Below are 23,207 nucleotides of genomic sequence, written 5' to 3'. Positions count from 1 at the left end.
GGTAAGCCAGTGATGGCCTCATCGCAGGCAGAGCCCGCTCCCACAGGTCTGGCGGTGATCACTCATCCTGCGTCAGTGAAGCCAGGCTGTGACTGGGATTCGCGGAATCAATCATTGCGGCGCAAGGACATGAACGGTAAGTTGCGCGCCGGTTTTATTATATAAAACAGACTATTGAGAGGACCTGCACTTGTCACACTCTTTGTTTCGCAAGGCCATGCTGATCGGTGCGGGTCTGACCCTGGCGCTCAATGCCCAAGCGGCAGGCACCGTGCACATCTACAACTGGTCCGATTACATCGGCGAAAGCACCCTGGCGGATTTCGAAGCCGCGACCGGTATCAAGCCGATCTATGACGTGTTCGACTCCAACGAAACCCTGGAAGGCAAGTTGCTGGCGGGCCATACCGGCTACGACGTGGTAGTGCCGTCCAACCATTTCCTGGGCAAACAGATCAAGGCCGGGGCTTTCCAGAAACTGGACAAGACCCAGCTGACAAATTACGCCAACCTGGATCCGGTGCTGCTCAAGCGCCTGGAAAAGAACGATCCGGGCAACCAGTACGCCGTGCCCTACCTATGGGGTACCAACGGCATCGGTTACAACGTGGACAAGATCAAGGAAGTGCTGGGTGTCGACAAGATCGATTCCTGGGCCATGGTGTTCGAGCCTGAAAACATCAAGAAACTGTCCAAGTGCGGCGTCGCTTTCCTCGACTCGCCCGACGAGATGTTTCCAGCCGTGCTCAACTACATGGGCCTGGACCCCAACACCACCGACGAGAAGCTGTACAAGAAAGCCGAGGAGAAGCTGCTCAAGGTCCGTCCCTACGTGACCTACTTCCATTCCTCCAAGTACATCAGCGACCTGGCCAACGGCAACATCTGTGTGGCCGTGGGCTATTCCGGCGACGTGTTCCAGGCCAAGTCGCGTGCCGAGGAAGCGGGCAAGGGCATCAAACTGGCCTATTCGATTCCCAAGGAAGGCGGCAACCTGTGGTTCGACATGCTGGCCATCCCCGCCGATGCGCCGGATGCCAAGCAGGGCCTGGCGTTCATCGACTACCTGTTGAAACCAGAGGTGATTGCCAAGGTCAGCGACTATGTCGGCTATGCCAACCCCAACCTCAAGTCCGGCGAGTTCATGGATCAGGACGTGCGCAACGACGAGTCGGTCTATCCGCCACAGGCCATTCAGGACAAGCTTTACGTCAACGTCGAGCTGCCGCCCAAGGTGCAGCGCTTGATGACCCGCAGCTGGACCAAGGTCAAGTCGGGCAAATAAATACCCAGGGCGGCCCGATCCAGAGCCGCCCTCACTCAAGTTTGGGAGTTTCGTGAATGGCTGTTGCCTCCAGCGCCTACAAAAAAGCCCTAGAAGGCAGCCAGCAACCGAAGAAGGTGCTGGTCCGGATCGAAAAGGTCACGAAGAAATTCGACGAAACGGTGGCCGTGGACGACGTGTCCTTGGAAATCAATCAGGGTGAGATCTTTGCCTTGCTGGGCGGTTCCGGCTCCGGCAAGTCCACCTTGCTGCGCATGCTGGCAGGCTTCGAACGGCCGACCGAGGGGCGTATCTTCCTCGATGGCGTGGACATCACCGACATGCCGCCCTACGAGCGGCCGATCAACATGATGTTCCAGTCCTATGCGTTGTTCCCGCACATGACGGTGGCGCAGAACATCGCCTTCGGCCTCAAGCAGGACAAGCTGCCGGCCGCCGAGATCGACGCACGCGTGGCGGAAATGCTCAAGCTGGTGCAGATGACCCAGTACGGCAAGCGCAAGCCTCATCAACTGTCCGGCGGCCAGCGTCAGCGCGTTGCGCTGGCCCGCTCGCTGGCGAAGAAGCCCAAGCTGTTGCTGCTCGACGAGCCGATGGGTGCGCTGGACAAGAAGCTGCGTTCGCAGATGCAACTGGAACTGGTGGAGATCATCGAGCGGGTCGGTGTGACCTGTGTGATGGTGACCCACGACCAGGAAGAGGCTATGACCATGGCCCAGCGCATCGCCATCATGCACCTGGGCTGGATTGCCCAGATCGGCAGCCCGATCGACATCTACGAAACCCCCACCAGCCGCCTGGTGTGCGAGTTCATCGGCAACGTCAACCTGTTCGAAGGCCAGGTGGTCGAGGACATGGAAGGCTACGCGTTGATCAGCAGCCCGGAGCTGGAGCGCAGCATCTATGTCGGCCATGGCGTAAGTACCGCCGCCGAAGACAAGAACGTGACCTACGCGATTCGTCCGGAAAAGATGCTGGTCACCACCGAGCAACCGGCCACCGAGCACAACTGGTCGCGCGGCAAGGTCCATGACATCGCCTATCTGGGCGGTCATTCGGTGTTCCACGTGCAGTTGCCGTGCGGCAAGCTGGTGCAGTCGTTCGTGGCCAACGCCGAGCGCCGCGGCGCCCGCCCGACCTGGGACGACGAAGTGTTCGTCTGGTGGGAAGACGACAGCGGCGTGGTACTGCGCTCATGAAGCTGCGCAAGATCAAACGCAAGCTCAAGCGGATCATCCCCGACGGTCGCCAGATGGTCATTGGCGTACCGTTCCTGTGGCTGTTCCTGTTCTTCATGCTGCCGTTCTTCATCGTGCTCAAGATCAGCTTCGCCGAAGCCGACGTGGCGATTCCGCCGTACACCGAGATCTGGAGCTACGCCGAACAGAAATTCCAGCTGGTTCTGAATTTCGCCAACTACGCGCTGCTCACCGAAGACGACCTGTACATCTCGGCCTACCTGGGCTCGCTGAAGATGGCGTTCTTCAGCACGCTGATCTGCCTGTTGGTCGGCTACCCCATGGCCTATGCCATCAGCAAGGCGCGCAAGGACCTGCAGACGGTGCTGTTGCTGCTGATCATGATGCCGACCTGGACCGCCATCCTGATTCGCGTGTATGCCTGGATGGGCATCCTGAGCAACAACGGTCTACTCAACGCCTTTCTGCTGTGGCTGGGGGTGATCGATCAGCCCTTGCAGATCCTCAACACCAACCTGGCGGTGTACATCGGTGTGGTCTATGCGTACCTGCCGTTCATGATCCTGCCGTTGTTCGCCAACCTGGTGAAGCATGACAACAGCCTGCTGGAAGCGGCCTCCGACCTGGGTTCGAGCACGTTCAACAGCTTCTGGAAGATCACCGTGCCGCTGTCCAAGAACGGCATCATCGCCGGCTGCATGCTGGTGTTCATTCCAGTGGTCGGCGAGTTCGTGATTCCCGAGCTGCTCGGTGGTCCGGAAACCCTGATGATCGGCCGCGTATTGTGGCAGGAGTTCTTCAACAACCGCGACTGGCCCGTCGCCTCGGCGCTGGCGGTGCTGATGCTGGCGATTCTGATCGTGCCCATCGTGCTGTTCAACCGCAGCCAGGCCAAAGAGCTGGAGGGCAAGGCATGAAGCGTTTCGGGTTCTCCAAACTGATCCTGATACTGGGGCTGATCTTCATCTATGCCCCGATGTTGATCCTGGTGATCTACTCCTTCAACGCCTCGCGTCTGGTGACGGTATGGGGCGGCTGGTCGGTGCAGTGGTACGTTGGCCTGCTGGACAATGCGCAGCTGATGGGCGCCGTCATGCGTTCTCTGGAAATCGCCTGCTACACGGCGGTAACGGCTGTGGCGCTGGGCACCATGGCGGCGTTCGTGCTGACCCGCATCAGTCGCTTCAGGGGCCGCACGATGTTCGGCGGCCTGGTGACCGCGCCACTGGTGATGCCCGAGGTGATCACCGGTCTGTCGTTGCTGCTGCTGTTCGTGGCCATGGCGCAAGTCATCGGCTGGCCGCAGGAGCGCGGTATCGCCACGATCTGGATCGCCCATACCACTTTCTGCGCTTCGTACGTGGCAGTGGTGGTGTCCTCGCGGCTGCGCGAACTGGACCTGTCGATCGAAGAGGCCGCCATGGACCTGGGCGCACGGCCGTGGAAGGTGTTCTTTCTGATCACCATCCCGATGATCGCGCCATCGCTGGCGGCCGGTGGGATGATGTCGTTCGCACTGTCGCTGGATGACCTGGTACTGGCCAGCTTCGTATCCGGACCGGGCTCCACGACGCTGCCGATGGAAGTGTTCTCGGCGGTGCGCCTGGGCGTGAAGCCCGAGATCAACGCGGTGGCCAGCCTGATTCTGCTGGCGGTGTCGCTGGTGACATTCCTGGTCTGGTACTTCGGTCGTCAGGCTGAAGAGCGGCGCCGCAAGGCGATCCAGCAAGCCATAGAGGAAAGCGCGGCCAACTCCTGGCAGCAGCCCAAGGCACAGCGGCCGGTGGCATCGGCTTGATGGGGTAGGGCGCTGGATCTTCAGCGCCCTTGAGGGCCTCTTCGCGGGCAGAGCCCGCTCCCACAATAGAGCACTACTCTACAGACACAGCGCGGGTTTATTGTGGGAGGGGCCTCTTCGCGGGCAGAGGGCTCGCCGCCCGCCCCGCTCCCACAAGTACGGCACAGTGCGGGTTTATTGTGGGAGCGGGTCTCTGCCCGCGAAGAGGCCCGCAAGTCAGCACACGTATTGCCTTGGAATACTCACTCATGCCCCATGCATTCCAACCCGATTCCCTGCGCAACTCCCTGCAACCCCTGAGCGCCCGACAGCCACTGTCTGCCGAGGCCCAGGGCTATCAACGCTTCTACCAACTCGACCTGCCCGCACAAAGCTGGCTGGGACGCTTCTCGGCAGCAGGTTTTGACCTCGTCGCCCAGGTATGGATACCGCAACGACCCATTGCCACGCTCTTCGTCATGCACGGCTTCTACGACCACATGGGGCTGTACCGGCACGCCGTGAGCTGGGCGTTGGAACGCGGCTTCGCGGTCATTTCCTGCGATCTGCCAGGTCATGGCCTGTCCAACGGAGAGCGGGCCAGCATTCACAACTTCGCCGATTACCAGGCGACCCTCGACGGCCTGTTCGCCGAAGCGAGCCTGCTGCAGTTGCCCCAGCCATGGCACCTGCTGGGCCAGAGCACCGGTGGCGCGATCATCATCGACCATCTGCTGCACCACGGGGCACGGTCGCCGGCACAGGGGCAGGTGCTGTTGATGGCGCCGCTGGTGCGGCCGGTGGCGTGGGGTCTGTCCAAGCTCAGCTATCGTCTGCTCAAGCCTTTCGTCAACGGCATTGCGCGGCGGTTCAGCGCCAATAGCAACGACGTAGACTTTCTGCCGTTTCTGCAGGCCGATCCGTTGCAACCCCGGCGCCTGCCAACGGCATGGGTGGGTGCGTTGGTGCAATGGGTGCGACACATCGAAGCCGCGCCGCGCAGTCCGCGGACAGTGGTGATCGTGCAGGGGGATGACGATGACACTGTGGATTGGCGCCACAACCTTGCGGTGCTGCGTGGCAAGTTCGCTGAAGTGCGGCTGTTGCAGGTGGCGGGGGGCAAGCATCATCTGGTCAATGAGGTGCCGGCCATCAGGGCGCAGTGCTTCGGGTTTTTTGATCAGAATCTGTAACCGCGTCGCTCCATTCGCGGGCAGAGCCCCGCTCCCACACACAGGCATTAGCGGAACCTGTGGGAGCAAGGCTCTTCACACAGGCATTGGCGGACCCTGTGGGAGCGGGGCGGGCGGCGAGCCCTCTGCCCGCGAATAGGCCCGCATGGGCACTCTAAGCCCCAGGCCGGCCTTGCGCCTGTCCAACCGCCAATCCTGCCCGTACTGCCTCCAGGGCGGCCTGATAATAAGCCTGCCCGGCGGCAGACTCGGCGAAATCGACGAACTCTTCCAATTCCGGATCGGACAGATCGCGGTACACGTACAGCAGCGTGTTGTTCAAATCGATGCCGATCTGCTGCTGCAGCCGCTCACGCTGGCCATTGAGCAAACCCGCGGCCTGACCGCCCCCCAGCAGGCCTGGAATCATCGAACTGAGGCTGTCGGCGGCTACCCCGGCGATCGCCAGGCTGACCTCTGCACCGGCCTGGCGGGCGGGCAGGGCCTGGGCCAGGTGGCCGATCAACAGCGCGCGGGTGGACTCGACCTGCAGTTTCGGCAAACCCTGGGCGTTCTTGGCCAGTTGGTCACTGCGGGTGGCGAGCAGTTCGGCGGCGACGATCTTGCGGCCCAATGGCGACTCGAAGAAGGCGAGGGCAGGCTTGGGATCGGCCAACCCCTGGCGCAGCCGCGCTTCGGCACGCTGGTCCATGGCCTGGGCCGCGAAGCGCTGGTCGCTGTTGCTCACCAGTGCCTGAAACACGGCCGGTGGCAGGCTGCTCTGGTAACGCTGCTGGGCCGCCTTGAGGGCATCGCTGAAATGCGCCCTTTGTTCAGGCCAGCCGGCAGCCTTGTACAGCAAGTCGTGGTCGTCGGCCCAGGCAGGCGTCGTACTGAACATCATCAAGAACACAAGGACGCGGCGCATAGGGACTCCTGTCGGCAAGGGGCCATTGTCCGTGGCATTGCCAGGCTTTGTCGAGAAGTGACACAGGCATCGCGCCTGGATGCATCGACACTGCGCAAGCCTCTGTCGGTTTTGCGGGCGTATGGATACTATGCCGGGCATGCAAATACCTTCTGACCATCCGCTGCTGCTGCGCATCGTCGACGACCTGGCCGAGCAGGGTTGGTCGCAGCAGGAACTCTTCGTGCCCCAGGCGTTGACCCTGGCGCTGGCGGCCGAATGCCGTACCCGTCATGCCCAGGGCGAGCTGGCGCCAGCGGCCGTCGGGCGTGGCCCGTCCCAGGAGATTCGCGAAGGCATTCGCGGTGATCGCATCCAGTGGATCGAGCCGGGCGAAGCGCTACCGTGCGACACCTACCTGGCAGTCATGGACAGCCTGCGCGAAGCCCTGAACCGTGGTCTGTTCCTGGGGCTGGAAGACTTCGAGTGCCACTTTGCCCTGTACCCGCCGGGCAGTGTTTACCTGCGTCATCTGGACCGGTTTCGCGACGATGACCGGCGCATGGTTTCAGCGGTGCTGTACCTGAACGATGCAGATTGGGGCGAGGAGGATGGCGGGCAGTTGCGCATGTACCTGCAAGGCGACACGGCGTTCGACGTGCAGCCGATCGGTGGCACGCTGGTGGTGTTTCTTTCCGGAGAGGTGCCGCACGAAGTGATGCCGGCGCAGCGCAATCGGCTGTCGCTGACCGGCTGGTTCCGCCGTCGAGGCAACGAGCCGTTCTAGAACACCGCAGTGTGCCAGGCACACCGCGGTCATTCACTGATCGAAGCCGTTCGGGATCAGAACAGTACGCGGCAACGAATGGTCCCGGTGACCTGTTGCAGTTTTTCCTGCGCAAGATCCGAGTATTCGGCGTCGACGTCGATCACCACGTAGCCGACCTTTTCGTTGGTCTGCAGGAACTGGCCGGAGATATTGATGGCGTTCTCGGCGAAGACCTTGTTGATCTCCATCATCACGCCCGGCACGTTTTCGTGGATGTGCAGCAGGCGGTGCTTGCCCGGGTGCGCCGGCAGGGCCACTTCAGGGAAGTTGACCGACGACACCGAGGTGCCGTTGTCGCTGTACTTGACCAATTTCTCGGCCACTTCCAGACCGATGTTGGCCTGCGCTTCGGCCGTGGAGCCGCCGATGTGCGGGGTCAGGATGACGTTGTCCAGGCCACGCAGCGGGCTTTCGAAGACGTCGTCGTTGGAGCGTGGCTCGACCGGGAACACGTCGATGGCGGCGCCGATCAGGTGCTTGTCCTTGATCGCCTCGGCCAGTGCGTCGAGCTCGACCACGGTGCCGCGCGCGGCGTTGATCAGGATGCCGCCCTTCTTGATGGCGCGGATTTCCTTCTCGCCGATCATCCACTGGGTGGCGGCGGTTTCAGGCACGTGCAGGGTGACGATGTCGCTCATGCCCAGCAGGTCGGTCAGGCTGCCGACCTGGGTGGCGTTGCCCAGTGGCAGCTTGGTCACGGTGTCGTAGAAGTACACCTGCATGCCCAGGCCTTCGGCCAGGACCGACAGTTGGGTACCGATCGAGCCATAGCCGATGATGCCCAGCTTCTTGCCACGGATCTCGAAGGAATTCGCCGCGCTCTTGATCCAGCCGCCACGGTGGCAGGAAGCGTTCTTCTCGGGGATGCCGCGCAGCAGCAGGATGGCCTCGGCCAGTACCAGTTCGGCCACGGAGCGGGTGTTGGAGTACGGCGCGTTGAACACGGCGATGCCGCGTTCGCGGGCAGCGGCCAGGTCGACCTGGTTGGTGCCGATGCAGAAGCAGCCCACGGCCACCAGTTTCTTCGCGCAGTCGAACAGCTCTTCGGTCAGCTGGGTGCGTGAGCGAATGCCGATGAAGTGCGCGTCGGCGATCTTTTCCTTGAGTTCGGCTTCGGGCAGCGACTTGGTGTGGTACTCGATGCTGGTATAGCCGGCAGCCTTGAGGACGTCCACGGCGGATTGGTGGACGCCTTCGAGAAGAAGGAACTTGATCTTGCTCTTGTCGAGGGAAGTCTTGCTCATCTGCGTAAACCTGTGTCCCGAAAAAAATGGCAGGAAGTGAAGCGGCGCGCACCGGGCCAGAGCTCGATTGGCGGGGTGCGTATGCTAGCATAGCCTCCCTGTCGTACGCCCATCCTGGGTCATGAGCCGTTCTCAGGGTGACTATGAATGGTTCGAGGTTTGACGGGCCGCGAACCGCTCGATTCGTGAAACCTTCACTTCCAGAGTCGCGTCCATGAACAGCCACGCCCTGATCGATGAACTCAAGACCCTGCTCGAGCCCGGCAAGGTCCTCACCGATGCCGCCTCCCTCGACACCTACGGCAAGGACTGGACCAAACAGTACGCCCCGGCCCCCAGCGCCATCGCCTTTCCCAAGACCATCGAACAGGTCCAGGCCATCGTGCGCTGGGCCAACCAGCGCCAGGTCGCGCTGGTGCCCTCCGGCGGCCGCACCGGTCTGTCGGCGGCAGCGGTCGCGGCCAACGGCGAAGTGGTGGTGTCGTTCGAGTACATGAACAAGGTGCTCGAATTCAACGCCACCGACCGCACCGTGGTGTGCCAGCCTGGGGTCATCACCCGGCAGTTGCAGAACCTGGCTGAAGAGAATGGCCTGTACTATCCGGTGGACTTCGCCTCGTCGGGGTCCAGCCAGATCGGTGGCAACATCGGCACCAACGCTGGCGGTATCAAGGTCATTCGCTACGGCATGACACGCAACTGGGTGGCGGGCCTCAAGGTCGTCACGGGCCAGGGCGATCTGCTGGAACTGAACAAGGACCTGGTCAAGAACGCCACCGGCTACGACCTGCGCCAGCTGTTCATCGGTGCCGAGGGCACCCTGGGCTTCATCGTCGAGGCCACCATGCGCCTGGACCGCGCACCGAAGAATCTCACCGCCATGGTCCTGGGCACAGCCGACTTCGACGCGATCATGCCGGTGCTGCACGCGTTCCAGGGCAAACTGGACCTCACGGCGTTCGAGTTCTTTTCCGACAAGGCACTGGCCAAGGTGCTGGGCCGCGGCGACGTGCCCGCGCCGTTCGAAACGGCCTGCCCGTTCTACGCCCTGCTGGAATTCGAAGCCACCACCGACGACATCGCCGACACCGCGCTGGCCACCTTCGAGCACTGCGTGGAGCAGGGTTGGGTGCTGGATGGGGTGATGAGCCAGAGCGAGCAGCAGCTGCGCAACCTGTGGAAGCTGCGCGAGTACATTTCCGAGACCATTTCCCATTGGGTGCCGTACAAGAACGACATCTCGGTGACCATTTCCAAGGTGCCGGCCTTCCTGCGCGAAATCGACGCCATCGTCAGCGAACGCTATCCAGCCTTCGACGTGCTCTGGTATGGCCACATCGGCGACGGCAACCTGCACCTGAACATCCTCAAGCCCGAACACATGGACAAGGACGCGTTCTTCGCCGAGTGCGCGCTGGTCAACACCGAAGTCTTCGAAACCGTGCGCAAGTACAACGGCTCCATCTCCGCCGAGCATGGCGTGGGCATGGTCAAGCGCGACTACCTGCAGTACAGCCGTTCGCCGGTCGAAATCCAGTACATGAAGGCCATGAAGGCCGTGTTCGACCCCAACGGGGTCATGAACCCGGGCAAGATCTTTTCCATTTGATGCGTTCATCTGAGCAGAGGTTCGAGCAATGAGCTACCAGCACCAGTACATCGATGGCACCCGTATTCACTTCCCGCTGGGCAAGGTGGTGTGCATCGGCCGCAACTACGCCGAGCACGCCAAGGAGCTGGACAACCCGATCCCGACCGAGCCGCTGCTGTTCATCAAGCCCAGCAGCTGCGTGGTGCCATTGCAGGAAACCTTCAGCATCCCGACCGACCGTGGCGCGGTGCACTACGAGGCCGAGATCGCGGTGCTGCTGGGCAAGTCCCTGAGCACTCGGCCCAGTGTCGAGGAAGTCATCGACGCCATCTCCGGTTTCGCCCCGGCGCTGGACCTGACCTTGCGCGACGTGCAGTCACGCCTGCGCGAGAAAGGCCTGCCGTGGGAGATCGCCAAGTCGTTCGACGGCGCCGCGGTGATCGCACCGTTCGTCTCGGCTGCCAGCTTCCCGGACCTTACCGACATCCCGATACGCCTGACCATCGACGGCGAAGTGCGCCAGGATGGCAACAGCAGTCTGATGCTCAACCCCATCGTACCAATGATCCAATACATGGCCGGATGCTTCTCGCTGCAGGCCGGCGACGTCATTCTCACCGGCACCCCGGCCGGGGTCGGTCCGCTCGAAGTCGGCGCGGATATCGTGCTGGAACTGCCGGGTGTCAGCCGCTTCGAAAGCCGCGTTCAGTAGTCGCGCCGCGCCTCACTTTTTTTTTACATTCGATCTGGATAATGCCCCCACCCCAGTGGGTGCATCGTCCAGATGTGCCCGTATGAATCCATCTCCAGCAAGGGTACTCCATGGTCCGCGCCGCGCTGCATTCATCTCGCCCCCTGTATAAACGTTGGTACCTGTGGAGCCTGCTGGTGCTGCTGATCGGCTACATCGTCGCCGTGGTCCTGCACTGGGACGACCGGGCCGAGCTGTGGGTGAAGGAGTGGACGCAGAGCAGCGCACAGCGCAAGGCCAGCGTCTGGTTGCCCGACTACAAGGCCGTGATCGACGGCAAGCACTTGCCCGGCATGGAAGGTGACGAGGCTTCGGATATCACCTATCACCCCGGCACCCGCACGCTGTTCGCGGTCATGGGCAAGAATCCCTACCTGGTCGAACTGAGCCTGCAGGGCGACGTGTTGCGCAAGATGCCGCTCAACGGTTGGAGCAATCCGGAAGCCGTTGCCACGCTGCCCGACGGACGCCTGGCAATCGTTGACGAGCGTCAGCACCAACTGACCGTGGTCAAGGTAGACCCCACTACCCGCGAGCTGAACATCGCCGACTTCACACCTTTCGACCTTGGCCCGTCGGTTGAACAGAACAAGGCGTTCGAAGCGTTGGCCTGGGATCCGCGCAATCAGCGCCTGCTGCTGGGTGAAGAGCGACCACCGGCACTCTTCTCGCTGAAACTGGGCAGCGATGGGCAGCCGACTGGAGAGAAACAACGCCTTGATGCGCCCGACCTGGACATGCGCAATCTCTCGGCGGTGGCGGTGGATCCGCGTACCGGTCACCGTCTGCTGCTGTCGGCCGACTCGCACCTGCTGATGGAATACGACGAAACGGGCAAGCAGTGGAGCTTCATGACCTTGCTGGGCGGCATGAATGGTCTCAAGGACACCATCCCGCGCGCTGAGGGCGTGACCATCGATGACGAGGGCACCCTCTATCTGGTGAGCGAGCCGAATCTGTTCTACGTATTGCGCAAACACTAAGCCTGAACATGCAGTGTAGAGCTGTGAAGTAAGGGAAATTTCCCACACGATTATCCGTAGAAACTTAAGCTTGGCTTCATCATTTAATGGTTTGATGCGCACACTTCATTCAAGAGCCCGACGCAATGCGTTTCTTCGTCCGACCCGTTCACCTGCTGCTGATCGCGGCCTTGATCGCCCTGATCTGCGCCTTTGCCGCACTGCATCACTTTCGCTGGCTCGAACGCGCCAGTTTCAACGTCGAGCGATGGCTCGGCGGGCCGCTGCCGGGCGCCATCGATCTGGACAGCTATCAGGTGGACATCGAGGCCAAGGTGATCGAAGGCCTGGACGACGACATTTCGGCGCTCACCTTCGACCCATCGCGCAAGACCTTGTTCACCGTCACCAACCAGCGCTCCGAGCTGATCGAACTGTCGCTGCAGGGCACCATCCTGCGGCGGATCGAGCTGGTCGGGTTCGGTGATCCGGAAGCGGTCGAGTACATCAGCCCCGGTGTCTACGTGATTACCGACGAGCGCCAGCAACGCCTGATCAAGATCAACATCGACGACACCACGCAGATCCTCGATGCTCAGCACGCCGAGCAGTTGAGCCTCAACTTCGGCGGCCGCAGCAACAAGGGTTTCGAAGGGCTGGCCTACGATTCGGCCGGCAAGCGCCTGTTCGTGGCGCGCGAGCGTGACCCCATGCTGATCTACGAGGCTCAGGGCTTTCCACGGGGGGTGAGCGACAAGCCGCTGGACGTGCAGGTCACCCAGGACCGTCGGCGCGATGCCGGGCTGTTCGTGCGTGATCTTTCCAGCCTGCAGTACGACGAACGCAGTGGTCACCTGCTGGCACTCTCGGACGAATCGCTGCTGGTGGTCGAACTGGACGTGCAGGGGCGGCCCCTGAGCACCATGTCGCTGCGCAAAGGCCACCAGGGTTTGAGCAAGAGCGTGCCGCAGCCCGAAGGCATCGCCATGGACGACGATGGCAACCTGTACATGGTCAGCGAACCGAACCTGTTCTACGTGTTCCGCAAACCCTGAGCGGTACTACCGCTCGGGGTGCAGGAATTTATCGAGAAACTGCCGGGTCCGGGCCTGCTGCGGGTTGGCGAACAGCTCACGGGCCGGACCCTGCTCCACGATCACGCCTTGGTCGAAGAACACCACGCGGTTGGCCACGTCCCGGGCGAACTGCATCTCGTGGGTGACGATGACCATGGTCCGCCGTTCCTGCGCCAGGCCTCGAATGGTCGCCAGCACCTCGCCGACCAGTTCCGGATCGAGCGCCGAAGTCGGCTCGTCGAACAGGATCACCTGCGGCTGCATGGCCAGTGCCCGGGCGATCGCCACGCGCTGCTGCTGGCCCCCCGACAGCCGTCTCGGATAGGCGTCCTCCTTGCCGGCCAGGCCCACCTTCGCCAACAGGCTGCGACCCAGCTCGACCGCCTCGGCCATGGCCGTTTTCTTGACCACTACCGGCCCTTCGATGACGTTTTCCAATGCCGTGCGATGGGGGAACAGGTTGAAGTTCTGGAAGACGAAACCCACCTGCTGGCGCAGCTCGCGAATCAAGCCTTGCTGCTGTGCCACACGGGCACCGTCGATTTCGATGTCGCCCACGCGGATGCGGCCGCTGGTGGGTGTTTCCAGCAGGTTCAGGCAGCGCAGGAAGGTCGTCTTGCCCGAACCGCTGGGGCCGATGATGGCCACTACTTCGCCGGCAGCGATTTCCAGATCGATGCCCTTGAGCACCGTGTGACCATTGAACTGCTTGGTCAGGCCCTTTACCACGATCATTGCTTCACGCCTCTTGGTCGTGGCGGTTGACCCGCCGTTCCAGATGATTCTGCAGGTGCGCCAGAAGGCTTGCCAACAGCCAGTAGATCAATGCGGCCGCCAGGTACATGGTAAAGATTTCGAACGTGCGTGCCGTGATCAACTGCGCCTGACGGAACAGCTCCGGCACCTGGATGGTCGCGGCCAGCGCCGTGTCCTTGACCAGCGAAATGAAGCTGTTGCCCAGCGGCGGCAGGGCGGTGCGCATGGCCTGCGGCAGGATGGCTCGGCGCAAAGTCTGGGCGCGGGTCATGCCGATGCTGGCGGCCGCTTCCCACTGGCCGCGCTCGATGGATGCGATCGCTGCGCGCAGGATTTCACAGGCATAGGCTGCCATGTTCAGGGAGAACCCGATCAGCGCCGCCGACAGTGGGTCCAGCTCGATACCGACCTGGGGCAGGCCGTAATAGATCACGAACAGCTGGACCAGCAACGGCGTGCCGCGGAAGAACGACACGTAGACCCGCGCCGGCCAGCTCAGCAGCCGGCTTCTGGACAGGCGCATGAGCGCCAGGCCGAAACCCAGCAGCAAGCCGAAGAACATGCCGCCCAGGCTGAGAAATATCGTGTAGTAGGCGCCCTTGAGCAGAAAAGGCGCCGAATCGAGCATCAGCTGCAGGCTGCTCTCGATCATTGGGTGACGTCAGCGCTGAACCATTGCTTGGAGAGCTTGGCCAGGGTGCCGTCCTTGCGCAGTTTCTCCAGAGCGTCGTCGATGGCCTTGAGCAGCTCCGGTTCGCCCTTGCGCACGGCGATCCCTGATTCCTGCCGCGAGAAGGCGTCGCCAGCCAGGGCCAGGGTCTCGTTGGTCTTGTTGATCAGGTCGAAGGCCGCCAGGCGATCCACCAGGATGGCATCGATGCGGCCGACGCGCAGGTCCTGGTACTTGGTGGGGTCATCGTCATAGGTCTTCACGATGGCGCTCGGCACGTTGTCCTTGAGCCACTGCTCGTAGTTGGTGCCCAGGCCCATGCCGACTTTCTTGCCCCCCAGGTCCGACGCCTGCTTGATGCTGTCGGCGTTCTTCTTGGCGACCACCGCCTGGATACCCGAAATGGTGTAGGGCGTGGAGAAGTCGTACTTCTTCCTGCGCTCCTCGGAGATGGTCACCTGATTGACCACGATGTCCAGACGCTTGGAATCCAGCGCCGCGAGGATGCCGGCCCACGGGGTCGCCTGCAGTTTGACCTTGACGCCCAGCTCCTTGGCCAACGCCTCGGAAAGCTGCACTTCGAAACCGGTCAGCTTGCCGTTTTCATCGACGAAACTGAACGGTGGATAGGTACCCTCCAGGCCGACGTTGATGACACCGGCGTCCTTGATCTTCTGCAACTGTTCGCCGGCGACCGCCTGGCCCAGCAGCGAGCTGCCCAGAACCAGACCGGCGATCAGCAGGTGTTTGCGCAATGCGGGAAAATTCATGGCGAATCCTTGTTGTAATGGATGATCGTGATGAAGGAGGGGAGCGATCGGAAAACAGGACTATAGGCACCGCCACGCTGGCCCACAAGTCCCAACGGTAGCCACGGAACGTATGACCCCGGCTTATGTTCAGATGCTCCACGATCGATCCAAAGCGTTCTTTTTGGTGCCAGGATTTTTCCCGTATGGTGGGCGCCTATCGGCGGCCATCGCTGTTTTCGCACAGGGCAGGACATAACCGTGAACGACATTCCTCAGGCACGCAAAGGCCATTGGCAGTTACAGTCCATCGTCGGCCAGTTGCATGAGGCGCGGTCCGATTGGCGTCGGCAGAACGGGCGCAGCTGCGGCATGCAGGGCGGTCGCGAGCTGCCTTCGCGCGAGGCCATGGCCCAGGTGCTCGAACAGTTGTGCGGTGCGTTGTTCCCGATGCGCCTGGGGCCGGTGGACCTGCGCGAGGAAAGCGAAGATTTCTACGTCGGCCACACCCTGGACGCCGCGCTCAACGAGCTGCTGACCCAGGCTCGCCTGGAGTTGCGCTACGCAGCGCGCAACGGTGACTGCGACTTGCCAGCCGTCGACGCCAAGGCGTTGGAGCTGATTCAGGGTTTCGCCGCCGCTCTGCCGGGCCTGCGGCGGTTGCTCGATACCGATGTGCTGGCGGCCTACCACGGCGATCCGGCAGCGCGCAGCGTCGATGAGGTGCTGCTCTGCTACCCCGGCGTGCTGGCGGTGATTCATCATCGTCTGGCTCACCATCTGTATCTGGCCGGCCTGCCGTTGCTGGCGCGCATCAGCTCGGAACTGGCTCATTCGGCGACCGGTATCGACATCCACCCCGGCGCGCGGATCGGGCCGAGCTTCTTCATCGACCATGGCACGGGCGTGGTGATCGGCGAAACCGCCGTGATCGGTGAACGGGTGCGCATCTACCAGCAGGTCACTCTGGGCGCCAAGCGCTTCCCGGCGGACGAGTCCGGGCAATTGCAGAAAGGCCACCCGCGCCACCCGATCGTCGAGGACGATGTGGTCATCTATGCCGGGGCGACCATTCTGGGTCGCATCACCATCGGCAAGGGCTCGACCATCGGCGGCAACGTGTGGCTCACGCGCACCGTGCCCGCCGGCAGCAACCTGACCCAGGCCAATCTGGTGCAACACGACAGCGGCCAGAAATAAGCCGGCACGACGCGCGGCCAGCGGCCTGTTCGACAGGACCGTTTGGCCCATCAGTTGGCCATCTACCCATCACTCGTGTTTTAATTGAACGCTCGTTCAATAAAACCATGGATCGCGATTCGCGTTCAACAGGAGGCCATCCCTTGCTGAAAACGCCCAGTTTCTTCCATTTCCGAACGTGTGGAGTGCACAACGCATGAGTGCATCTTCATCGACACCAAGCGGCAACGTGCGCATGAACCCTCCGGTGTTCTACTTCGCCGCCAGCTTCATTCTGATTTTCGGCATCGTCGTCATTTCCTTCCCGCAGGCGGCCGGCCAATGGCTGCTGGCCGCGCAGAGCTGGGCGGCCAACACCGTTGGCTGGTACTACATGCTGGCCATGACCCTGTACCTGGTGTTCGTGGTGGTGACCGCGCTGTCGGGCTACGGCAAGATCAAGCTGGGGGCCGATCATGACGAGCCCGAATTCAGCTACCTGTCCTGGGCCGGCATGCTGTTCGCCGCCGGTATCAGCATCACCCTGTTCTTTTTCTGCGTGTCCGAACCGCTGACCCACATGCTACAACCGCCGCAGGGCGAGGCGGGCACCCAGGAGGCCGCGCGCCAAGCCATGCAGCTGCTGTTCCTGCATTGGGGGCTGCACGGTTGGGGCGTGTTCGCCTTCGTCGGTATGGCTTTGGCTTATTTCGCCTATCGTCACAACCTGCCGCTGGCGCTGCGCTCGGCGCTCTACCCGCTGATCGGCAAGCGCATCAATGGGCCGATCGGCTACGCCGTGGATGGCTTTGGCATCATCGCTACCATCTTTGGCCTGGGCGCCGACATGGGCTTCGGCGTCCTGCACCTCAATTCCGGCCTGGACTACCTGTTCGGTGTGGCCCATACCCAATGGGTTCAGGTGATCCTGATCACCCTGATGATGGGCGCAGCCATTCTCGTGGCGGTCTCCGGCGTCGACAAGGGCGTGCGGGTGATGTCCGACATCAACATGCTGCTGGCCTGTGCGCTGCTGCTGTTCGTGCTGTTCGCCGGGCCGACCCAGCACCTGCTCAGCACCCTGGTGCAGAACGTCGGCGACTATCTGGGCGCGCTGCCCAGCAAGAGTTTCGACGTTTATGCGTATGACAAACCCAGCGACTGGCTGGGCAACTGGACGGTGTTCTACTGGGCCTGGTGGATTGCCTGGTCGCCGTTCGTGGGGCTGTTCATCGCGCGCATCTCGCGGGGACGCACCATTCGCGAGTTCGTCTTCGGCGTGCTGCTGATTCCACTGGGTTTCACCCTGGCCTGGATGTCGATCTTCGGCAACAGCGCCATCGACCAGGTGATCAATCACGGCATGGCCGCGATCGGCCAGTCGGCCATCACCGACCCGTCGATGACCCTCTACCTGCTGCTGGAAACCTACCCTTGGGCGCGGACAGTGATCGCGGTCACCGTGTTCATCAGCTTCGTGTTCTTCGTCACCTCGGCCGACTCGGGCACTGTCGTGCTTTCGACGTTGTCCGCACGCGGTGGCAACCCGGACGAAGACGGTCCGAAATGGCTGCGGGTATTCTGGGGCGCGATGACGGCGCTGGTCACCAGTGGCCTGCTCTTCGCCGGCAGCATTGATTCGTTGAAATCGGCGGTGGTGCTGACCTCGCTGCCGTTCTCGATCATCCTGCTGGCGATGATGTGGGGGCTCCACAAGGCGTTCCACATGGAGGGCCAGCGCAAGATCGCCCAGTTGTATTCGCTGGCCCCGGTTGCCAGCTCGCGACCTGGGCGCGGTGGCTGGCGACAGCGCCTGAGCCAGGCCGTAAGCTTCCCCTCCCGTGACGAGGTGTACCGGTTCATGGACACCCACGTGCGCCCGGCAGTGGCCGAAGTGACCGCCTCGTTCGCCGAGAAGGGCCTGGATGCCGTGACCCAGGAGGACACCAGCCACGACAATGTCACGTTCGAAATCGGGCATGGCGAGGAGCGGCCATTCATTTACCAGGTGCAGATGCGCGGTTACTTCACGCCATCCTTCGCCCGTGGTGGGATGGGCAATCAGGAGCTCAAGAACCGCCGCTACTATCGAGCCGAGGTGCATCTGTCCGAAGGCAGCCAGGATTACGATCTGGTCGGCTACAGCAAGGAGCAGATCATCAACGACATCCTCGATCAGTACGAACGGCACATGCAGTTCCTGCACTTGGTGCGTTGACCGTCACAGAGGGGCCTTAAGGCCCCTCGCTCGACCCGGTACCGAAAAGCTGCACGCATAAAAAAACCCTCGCACCGTTGTGCGAGGGTTTTTTCATGGCCGCGCTGTCAGTTATCGGCGACGGCGTTCTTGGCCAGAATGGCGTTGGCCAGGTCCATGTCGGACGCTTCCAGACCAGGGTTCTGCGCACGGACTTTCTGGATCGCCGCTTCCAGATACGGGCCGCGGATACCGCCTTCGCTGGCCACGAAGCTGCCGGCATCGTCCTGTGCGGCGATGATCAGCTTGTGATCCTTGAAGGTCAGGTAGGAGGAGCCGGTCGTGGCGCCCGAGGAAAGCACGTTGCGCCAGAAGGGATCGGCCATGGCCGAGCTGACGGGCAGGGACAGCAACGCGAGGGTAGCAACAGCGGTTTTGACGCGCATGATCGAGACTCCACAGTGTGATCCGGTACGAATGTGATCCGGGGCAGTTGTCGTTCTGCTCGTTGGATAGGGTCAACGTCATTCAAGTTCCCCGGGGCGGTCGAGCGGCCCGCAGCAGCGGCCTCACATCGAGTCGATGCGCGGGGTCACGCGCAGTACTTCCTCGAGCGTGGTCAGGCCGGCAGCGATCTGCCGTGCACCTCCCAGGCGCAGGCTGCGCATACCCTCCTTGCATGCCTGGCGCCTGAGCGCGGTGAAGTCGGTGTTGGCGTCGATGCAGGCTTTCACACCGTCGCTGAGCAGCAGCACTTCATACACGCCGGCCCGCCCGCAATAACCCGTGTCTCGACAACGCGGACAACCGACGGCGCGCTGGGCCCCCTCCGGGACGGCCATGCGCCAGGGCCCGATGAGGGCCTGCCAGCTTGTCGGATCGATATGCGTTGGCGCCTTGCAGTCAACGCACAGCGTGCGTACCAGTCGCTGCGCCATGACGCCCAGCACCGTGGCCTTGATCAGGTAATGCGCGACGCCCAGTTCCAGCAGGCGGGTGATCGCACCCACGGCATCGTTGGTGTGCAGGGTCGACACCACAAGGTGACCGGTCAGCGCCGCCTGGATCGCCATCTCGGCCGTTTCCAGATCGCGGATCTCGCCGATCATGATGATGTCCGGGTCCTGCCTCATCAGCGCCCGCAGGCCGCTGGCGAAATCCAGATCGATGTTGTGCTGCACCTGCAACTGGTTGAAGGCCGGTTCGACCATCTCGATCGGGTCTTCGATGGTGCACAGGTTGATCTGCGGCGTCGCCAGCTGCTTGAGGGTGGTGTACAGCGTGGTGGTCTTGCCCGAGCCGGTGGGGCCGGTGACCAGCACGATGCCATGAGCCTGGGTGGTCATCTGCCGCCAGCGACTCAGGTCGTCGGCCACAAGGCCGAGCTGGGCGAAATCCTTGAGCAGCACCTGTGGGTCGAAGATGCGCATCACCAGCTTTTCACCGAAGGCCGTGGGCAGGGTGGACAGGCGCAACTCGATCTCCTGGCCCTCGGGCAGGCGGGTTTTGATCCGCCCATCCTGAGGCTTGCGCTTCTCGGCGACATTCATGCGACCCAGGCTTTTCAGGCGACTGACGATGGCCAGCGTGACCTGTTCGGGGAAGCGGTACACGCAATGCAGCAAGCCGTCGATGCGAAAGCGCAACGCTCCGAAGTCTCGTCGAGGCTCGATATGGATATCGCTGGCGCGTTGCTCGAACGCGTATTGGAACAGCCAGTCGACGATGTTGACCACGTGCTGGTCGCTGGCGGCAGGCGCGACCATGTCGCCCAGCTGCAGCAGTTGCTCCAGGTTGCCCGCATGGTATGACTGGCCCTGGACTTTGGCACCGCTGACCGAGCGGGCCAGTTGGAAGAACTGTTCGGTGAAGCGCTGGATGTCGACGGGATTGGCCACCACACGCCTGATCGTGCGCTTGAGCACCTGGGCCAGGTCGGCCTCCCATTGACGCTGCCACGGTTGCGCGCTGGCGATGGTGACACTGCGCTCGTCCACGGCCACGGCAAGGATGCCATGGCGCTGAGCAAAGGCCTGGGGCATCAAGGCCACCACGGTGGGTACGTCGATGTACAACGGATCGATGCGCAGGTACGGTTGGTCGGCACGCTGTGCCAACCATTGGGTCAGGGCTTCGAGGGTCAGCAATTGTCCGGGTTGGCGGGGATCGGGTAATCGGCAGTCGGCGAGCTGTTGCAGGGGGTGCGTCTGAAGCGGTTCCTTGTAGTCGAGGCTGTCGCGCAGTGCCTGAGCGCGCTCCAGCCCGATGAAGCCGTCGGCCAGCAAGTCGTCGACCAGCTCACGCAAGCACAGGTCGCAGTCATGGCGATGCCGCAGGGTCGTGGCGACGAGGGTCATGCGTGGGCCTCCTTGGCGGTGCGCGATCTGGCGTGCCACACAGCCTAGCGCCCGCGCCGGAAATTGCCGTCATGGCAACCGTTGCCGCATTTGTCGCCGGCTCAGGCGTACGATTGCACCTGGGCCGGATGCTGGGCATCGGCCAGTTGCACATCAAGGACACTGATCAGGTTACGCATCTTTTCCGCGATCACCTGTGCGCGATGCCAGCTCAACTCGCTCACCTGCACCTGGATTTCCAGGCTGTCCGCCACCTGGCGGGCCGCGAGCTGACAGGGGATCAGGTACTGCATGGCAAACAGGTTGAGCACCCGGCAAAGCACGTCGGCTTCGATCTCTGCACTCAGGTTGAACTGCACGGTGGTAGTCAGATTGCCAGCGGCCCAGACATCCGGGCGTAGCGGGGTCAGCGATTCGAAGGCAGACATGGGTAATCTCCGTGGTCAATGGGGAAAGTCTCCCATGCCCATTACGGTATTTCTTGCCCAACTTTGCGCGTTGTGGGGCTATCCTGAATCAAACAATTTTACAATTCGGGCAATGGAGAAATAATTATGCACAGCTCGCTGGATGCTTACGACCGGCGCATTCTGGCGTTGCTGCAAGAGGACGCCACGCTGTCCAGCGCGCAGATTGCCGAGCAGGTGGGGTTGTCGCAGTCGCCTTGCTGGCGGCGCATCCAGCGGCTCAAGGAAGAGGGGGTCATCCGGGCGCAGGTGACCCTGCTGGATCGTAAGAAGATCGGCTTGAACACACAGATATTCGCCGAGGTGAAACTCAACGCCCACGGCCGTTCGAACTTCACCGAATTCACAGAGGCCATAAGGGGCTTTCCAGAGGTGCTGGAGTGCTATGTGCTGATGGGCAATGTCGATTTCCTGCTGCGCATCGTCACACCGGACATTGAGGCCTACGAGCGGTTCTTCTTCGAGAAGCTGTCGATGGTGCCGGGCATTCAAGAAGTGAATTCGACGGTGGCGCTGTCGGAAATCAAGTCGACCACCAGTTTGCCGGTGGACCGGTGACTCGCGATGTCTGCCGCCCCTACAGGTTCGCAACACCCTGTAGGAGCGGCCAGACAGACACCAGAAAGCTTACTTGCGCAGCAACAGTTTCCACGCGCGATTCTGACTCACGGCGATGGCCTGTTGCATCCGCGCATCCAGCACTTCATCGCTGATGTCCAGGCTGGCCAGCGCGTGCAGCTTGTTCAGCTCGCCGAACAGGCGATCGACTTCCGGCACGTCCAGTACGCCACGGGCCAGGTGCAACCAGCTCTGGATCCGCTCGATACGCGGCAACTGCTCGGCCAGATCCTCAGGTTGCTGCTGGTAGCGGGGCAGTTGCAGCGCTGCGCCTTCCTCGGCCAGCAGATGGCCCAGCCAGCTTTGCAGCTGAGCAGCGCCCTGGCGATTGCCGCGGTTGTTGCGCTCGACCGTCCACAGGCGGCCCATCAACCAGCGTGAGGTGTTCAGCGAGAACTGGCCCCAGCGTACGTCCAGCAGCTCTTCGGCGAACTGCTCGGGTGCGGCCTTGCGCACGTCTTCGTCTTCCTGGCCGGCCTGCACCAGCGGGCGCCAGTCTTCGAGCAGAGCGTCCAGGGCAGTGCGCAGTTCGTTGCTGCTGGCGCGCGGTGCGGCCTGGCCCAGGCTGCCGACCAACCCGCGCAACTCGATGAGCTGTTGCACCCAGTCCTGCAGCAAGCGCCAGTGGCCGTTGAAGCGGTACTGCTCGGCCAAGCGCTGGCTGTTCGCCAACAGGTGCCAGGCCAGGGCGGCAAAAGCATCGTCGAGCGTCGTTTCAGCCTCAAGCTCGGGGGCGGGCAGGCTCAGCGCGTAGCTGTCCGGATCGCTCAGGCGATAGCCGCGCTCGGCCTTGCTGATGTCGCAGGGCATCAGGGCCAGCTTCTCGGCCAGCTCGGCGGCCAGCTCCAGCAATGCCGCCGGCTCGCCTTCACGCAGCTCCAGCTCCAGCTCGCAGATCTCTTCGGACTGCTTGCCGACGATGACCTTGCCCAGGTCCAGGGCCGCTTCGATCACCACCCGGGCCTTGCCGCGGCCCCAGGCAATTTCCGCCCGCTCGCGGACGAAGTCGGTGGTGAATACCGGCTTGATGGTCTTCTTGTCCAGCTCGGCCAGTTGCTCGGGCCAGCATTCGCCGTCGAGCTTCTTCAGGTCGAGCTTGGCCTTGGTCAGGTTCCAGTCGTATTCGTTGCGCTGCGACAGCCCGGCCACGCTGCTGCCACGGGTCTTGAGGGTCTGGATGACCTCTTCGCCATCGCGGCGCAGGCGCAGGGCGACCTTGGCCGCTGCCAGTTCGCGGGCAGGCGTGTCGAAGTACTGGTTGAACAGCTCTCGGCGCTCCCAGCCACTTTTGTTGCGCTTTTTCAGCAGGGGATGCTCACGCAGAGCAGCGAGCGTTTCGCGGCTGACGCGCAGTTTGATTTCGGTTTCTTTGTGCATGAGGGGGCAATCCAAGCGCTGGCGGACAACAACGCGCTGATGAC

At 62.4% G+C, this 23,207-nt stretch carries 22 protein-coding genes; 13 read left to right on the top strand and 9 right to left on the bottom strand.

What is annotated here, in order from left to right; all coding sequences use genetic code 11:
* The first annotated feature begins 190 nt into the window (after positions 1–190).
* The 5 genes from BLV18_RS19705 to bipL all read left to right on the top strand — a co-directional run bounded on the left by BLV18_RS19705 (position 191) and on the right by bipL (position 5,454).
* Entirely contained in the window at positions 191–1,285 is a 1,095-nt protein-coding gene (locus BLV18_RS19705; RefSeq protein ID WP_090361173.1) for a polyamine ABC transporter substrate-binding protein, read from the top strand.
* A 56-nt stretch (positions 1,286–1,341) separates the two neighbouring features.
* Positions 1,342–2,484: a polyamine ABC transporter ATP-binding protein gene (gene potA, locus BLV18_RS19700; protein ID WP_049860266.1), complete on the top strand. Its 1,143-nt coding sequence runs from the start codon at positions 1,342–1,344 to the stop codon at positions 2,482–2,484.
* Positions 2,485–2,519: 35 nt separating this feature from the next.
* The gene (locus tag BLV18_RS19695; protein ID WP_162240092.1) at positions 2,520–3,401 is read left to right on the top strand and encodes an ABC transporter permease subunit; all 882 of its coding nucleotides are present in this window, start codon (positions 2,520–2,522) and stop codon (positions 3,399–3,401) included.
* Entirely contained in the window at positions 3,398–4,282 is an 885-nt protein-coding gene (locus tag BLV18_RS19690) for an ABC transporter permease subunit (protein ID WP_090361170.1), read from the top strand. Before BLV18_RS19695 ends, BLV18_RS19690 begins: the two co-directional genes overlap by 4 nt.
* A 248-nt stretch (positions 4,283–4,530) precedes the next feature.
* A complete protein-coding gene (gene bipL / locus BLV18_RS19685) occupies positions 4,531–5,454 on the top strand; it encodes a phospholipase BipL (RefSeq protein ID WP_090361166.1) in 924 nt (307 codons plus the stop codon).
* A gap of 154 nt (positions 5,455–5,608) precedes the next feature.
* On the opposite strand, the gene BLV18_RS19680 is transcribed toward bipL, so the two are convergent.
* Entirely contained in the window at positions 5,609–6,361 is a 753-nt protein-coding gene (locus tag BLV18_RS19680; RefSeq protein ID WP_090361163.1) for a DUF2059 domain-containing protein, read from the bottom strand.
* A gap of 130 nt (positions 6,362–6,491) precedes the next feature.
* Here BLV18_RS19680 and BLV18_RS19675 point away from each other — a divergent pair, with 130 nt between their 5' ends.
* Positions 6,492–7,127 (top strand): 2OG-Fe(II) oxygenase, encoded by a 636-nt coding sequence (locus BLV18_RS19675; RefSeq protein WP_090361160.1) that lies wholly within the window; start codon positions 6,492–6,494, stop codon positions 7,125–7,127.
* Positions 7,128–7,183: 56 nt separating this feature from the next.
* Here BLV18_RS19675 and serA read toward each other — a convergent pair whose 3' ends face one another.
* Positions 7,184–8,413 (bottom strand): phosphoglycerate dehydrogenase, encoded by a 1,230-nt coding sequence (gene serA, locus BLV18_RS19670; protein WP_049860260.1) that lies wholly within the window; start codon positions 8,411–8,413, stop codon positions 7,184–7,186.
* A 214-nt stretch (positions 8,414–8,627) separates the two neighbouring features.
* Here serA and BLV18_RS19665 point away from each other — a divergent pair, with 214 nt between their 5' ends.
* The 4 genes from BLV18_RS19665 (at position 8,628) to BLV18_RS19650 (ending at position 12,772) form a co-directional block, all read left to right on the top strand.
* On the top strand, positions 8,628–10,022 hold the full coding sequence (locus BLV18_RS19665; protein ID WP_090361157.1) for a D-2-hydroxyglutarate dehydrogenase: 1,395 nt from the start codon (positions 8,628–8,630) through the stop codon (positions 10,020–10,022).
* A gap of 28 nt (positions 10,023–10,050) precedes the next feature.
* Positions 10,051–10,716: a fumarylacetoacetate hydrolase family protein gene (locus BLV18_RS19660; RefSeq protein WP_090361154.1), complete on the top strand. Its 666-nt coding sequence runs from the start codon at positions 10,051–10,053 to the stop codon at positions 10,714–10,716.
* 110 nt (positions 10,717–10,826) lie between these two features.
* Positions 10,827–11,738, top strand: coding sequence for an SdiA-regulated domain-containing protein (locus BLV18_RS19655; protein WP_090361151.1), 912 nt, complete (start codon positions 10,827–10,829; stop codon positions 11,736–11,738).
* A 125-nt stretch (positions 11,739–11,863) separates the two neighbouring features.
* Positions 11,864–12,772 carry an SdiA-regulated domain-containing protein gene (locus tag BLV18_RS19650; RefSeq protein WP_090361148.1) on the top strand — a complete coding sequence of 303 codons (909 nt, stop codon included), beginning with the start codon at positions 11,864–11,866 and terminating at the stop codon, positions 12,770–12,772.
* 6 nt (positions 12,773–12,778) lie between these two features.
* Here BLV18_RS19650 and tcyN read toward each other — a convergent pair whose 3' ends face one another.
* From tcyN to tcyJ, 3 genes are read right to left on the bottom strand one after another with little or no spacing between them, the layout of a single operon-like run.
* Positions 12,779–13,528, bottom strand: coding sequence for an L-cystine ABC transporter ATP-binding protein TcyN (gene tcyN / locus BLV18_RS19645; RefSeq protein WP_056844707.1), 750 nt, complete (start codon positions 13,526–13,528; stop codon positions 12,779–12,781).
* Between the two features lie 4 nt (positions 13,529–13,532).
* Complete coding sequence (gene tcyL, locus BLV18_RS19640; RefSeq protein WP_090361145.1) at positions 13,533–14,201, bottom strand: cystine ABC transporter permease; 669 nt, start codon at positions 14,199–14,201, stop codon at positions 13,533–13,535.
* Entirely contained in the window at positions 14,198–14,989 is a 792-nt protein-coding gene (gene tcyJ, locus BLV18_RS19635; protein WP_090361142.1) for a cystine ABC transporter substrate-binding protein, read from the bottom strand. Before tcyJ ends, tcyL begins: the two co-directional genes overlap by 4 nt.
* Before the next feature lie 240 nt (positions 14,990–15,229).
* Between tcyJ and epsC the strand changes: the two genes are divergently transcribed.
* Positions 15,230–16,168, top strand: coding sequence for a serine O-acetyltransferase EpsC (gene epsC / locus BLV18_RS19630; protein ID WP_090361139.1), 939 nt, complete (start codon positions 15,230–15,232; stop codon positions 16,166–16,168).
* A gap of 235 nt (positions 16,169–16,403) precedes the next feature.
* A complete protein-coding gene (gene betT, locus BLV18_RS19625) occupies positions 16,404–18,365 on the top strand; it encodes a choline transporter BetT (RefSeq protein WP_177331308.1) in 1,962 nt (653 codons plus the stop codon).
* Between the two features lie 107 nt (positions 18,366–18,472).
* Here the strand turns inward: betT and BLV18_RS19620 are convergent, their stop codons facing one another.
* The 3 genes from BLV18_RS19620 to BLV18_RS19610 all read right to left on the bottom strand — a co-directional run bounded on the left by BLV18_RS19620 (position 18,473) and on the right by BLV18_RS19610 (position 21,129).
* Positions 18,473–18,790: a DUF2388 domain-containing protein gene (locus BLV18_RS19620; RefSeq protein ID WP_090361136.1), complete on the bottom strand. Its 318-nt coding sequence runs from the start codon at positions 18,788–18,790 to the stop codon at positions 18,473–18,475.
* A 123-nt stretch (positions 18,791–18,913) separates the two neighbouring features.
* Positions 18,914–20,701 (bottom strand): type IV pilus assembly ATPase TfpB, encoded by a 1,788-nt coding sequence (tfpB, locus tag BLV18_RS19615; protein ID WP_090361132.1) that lies wholly within the window; start codon positions 20,699–20,701, stop codon positions 18,914–18,916.
* Positions 20,702–20,802: 101 nt separating this feature from the next.
* Positions 20,803–21,129 (bottom strand): ACT-like domain-containing protein, encoded by a 327-nt coding sequence (locus BLV18_RS19610; RefSeq protein WP_049860249.1) that lies wholly within the window; start codon positions 21,127–21,129, stop codon positions 20,803–20,805.
* Between the two features lie 126 nt (positions 21,130–21,255).
* Here BLV18_RS19610 and BLV18_RS19605 point away from each other — a divergent pair, with 126 nt between their 5' ends.
* Positions 21,256–21,726, top strand: a complete 471-nt coding sequence (locus tag BLV18_RS19605; RefSeq protein ID WP_090361129.1) for an Lrp/AsnC family transcriptional regulator — start codon at positions 21,256–21,258, stop codon at positions 21,724–21,726.
* A gap of 69 nt (positions 21,727–21,795) precedes the next feature.
* Here BLV18_RS19605 and BLV18_RS19600 read toward each other — a convergent pair whose 3' ends face one another.
* The gene (locus tag BLV18_RS19600) at positions 21,796–23,163 is read right to left on the bottom strand and encodes a CYTH domain-containing protein (RefSeq protein ID WP_090361126.1); all 1,368 of its coding nucleotides are present in this window, start codon (positions 23,161–23,163) and stop codon (positions 21,796–21,798) included.
* Between the last annotated feature and the right edge of the window lie 44 nt (positions 23,164–23,207).

The sequence above is a fragment of the Pseudomonas coleopterorum genome, assembly GCF_900105555.1.
Classification (GTDB): Bacteria; Pseudomonadota; Gammaproteobacteria; order Pseudomonadales; family Pseudomonadaceae; genus Aquipseudomonas; species Aquipseudomonas coleopterorum.
Note: the sequence above shows the minus strand (reverse complement) of the source record. Positions and strands in the feature narration are given on the sequence as shown.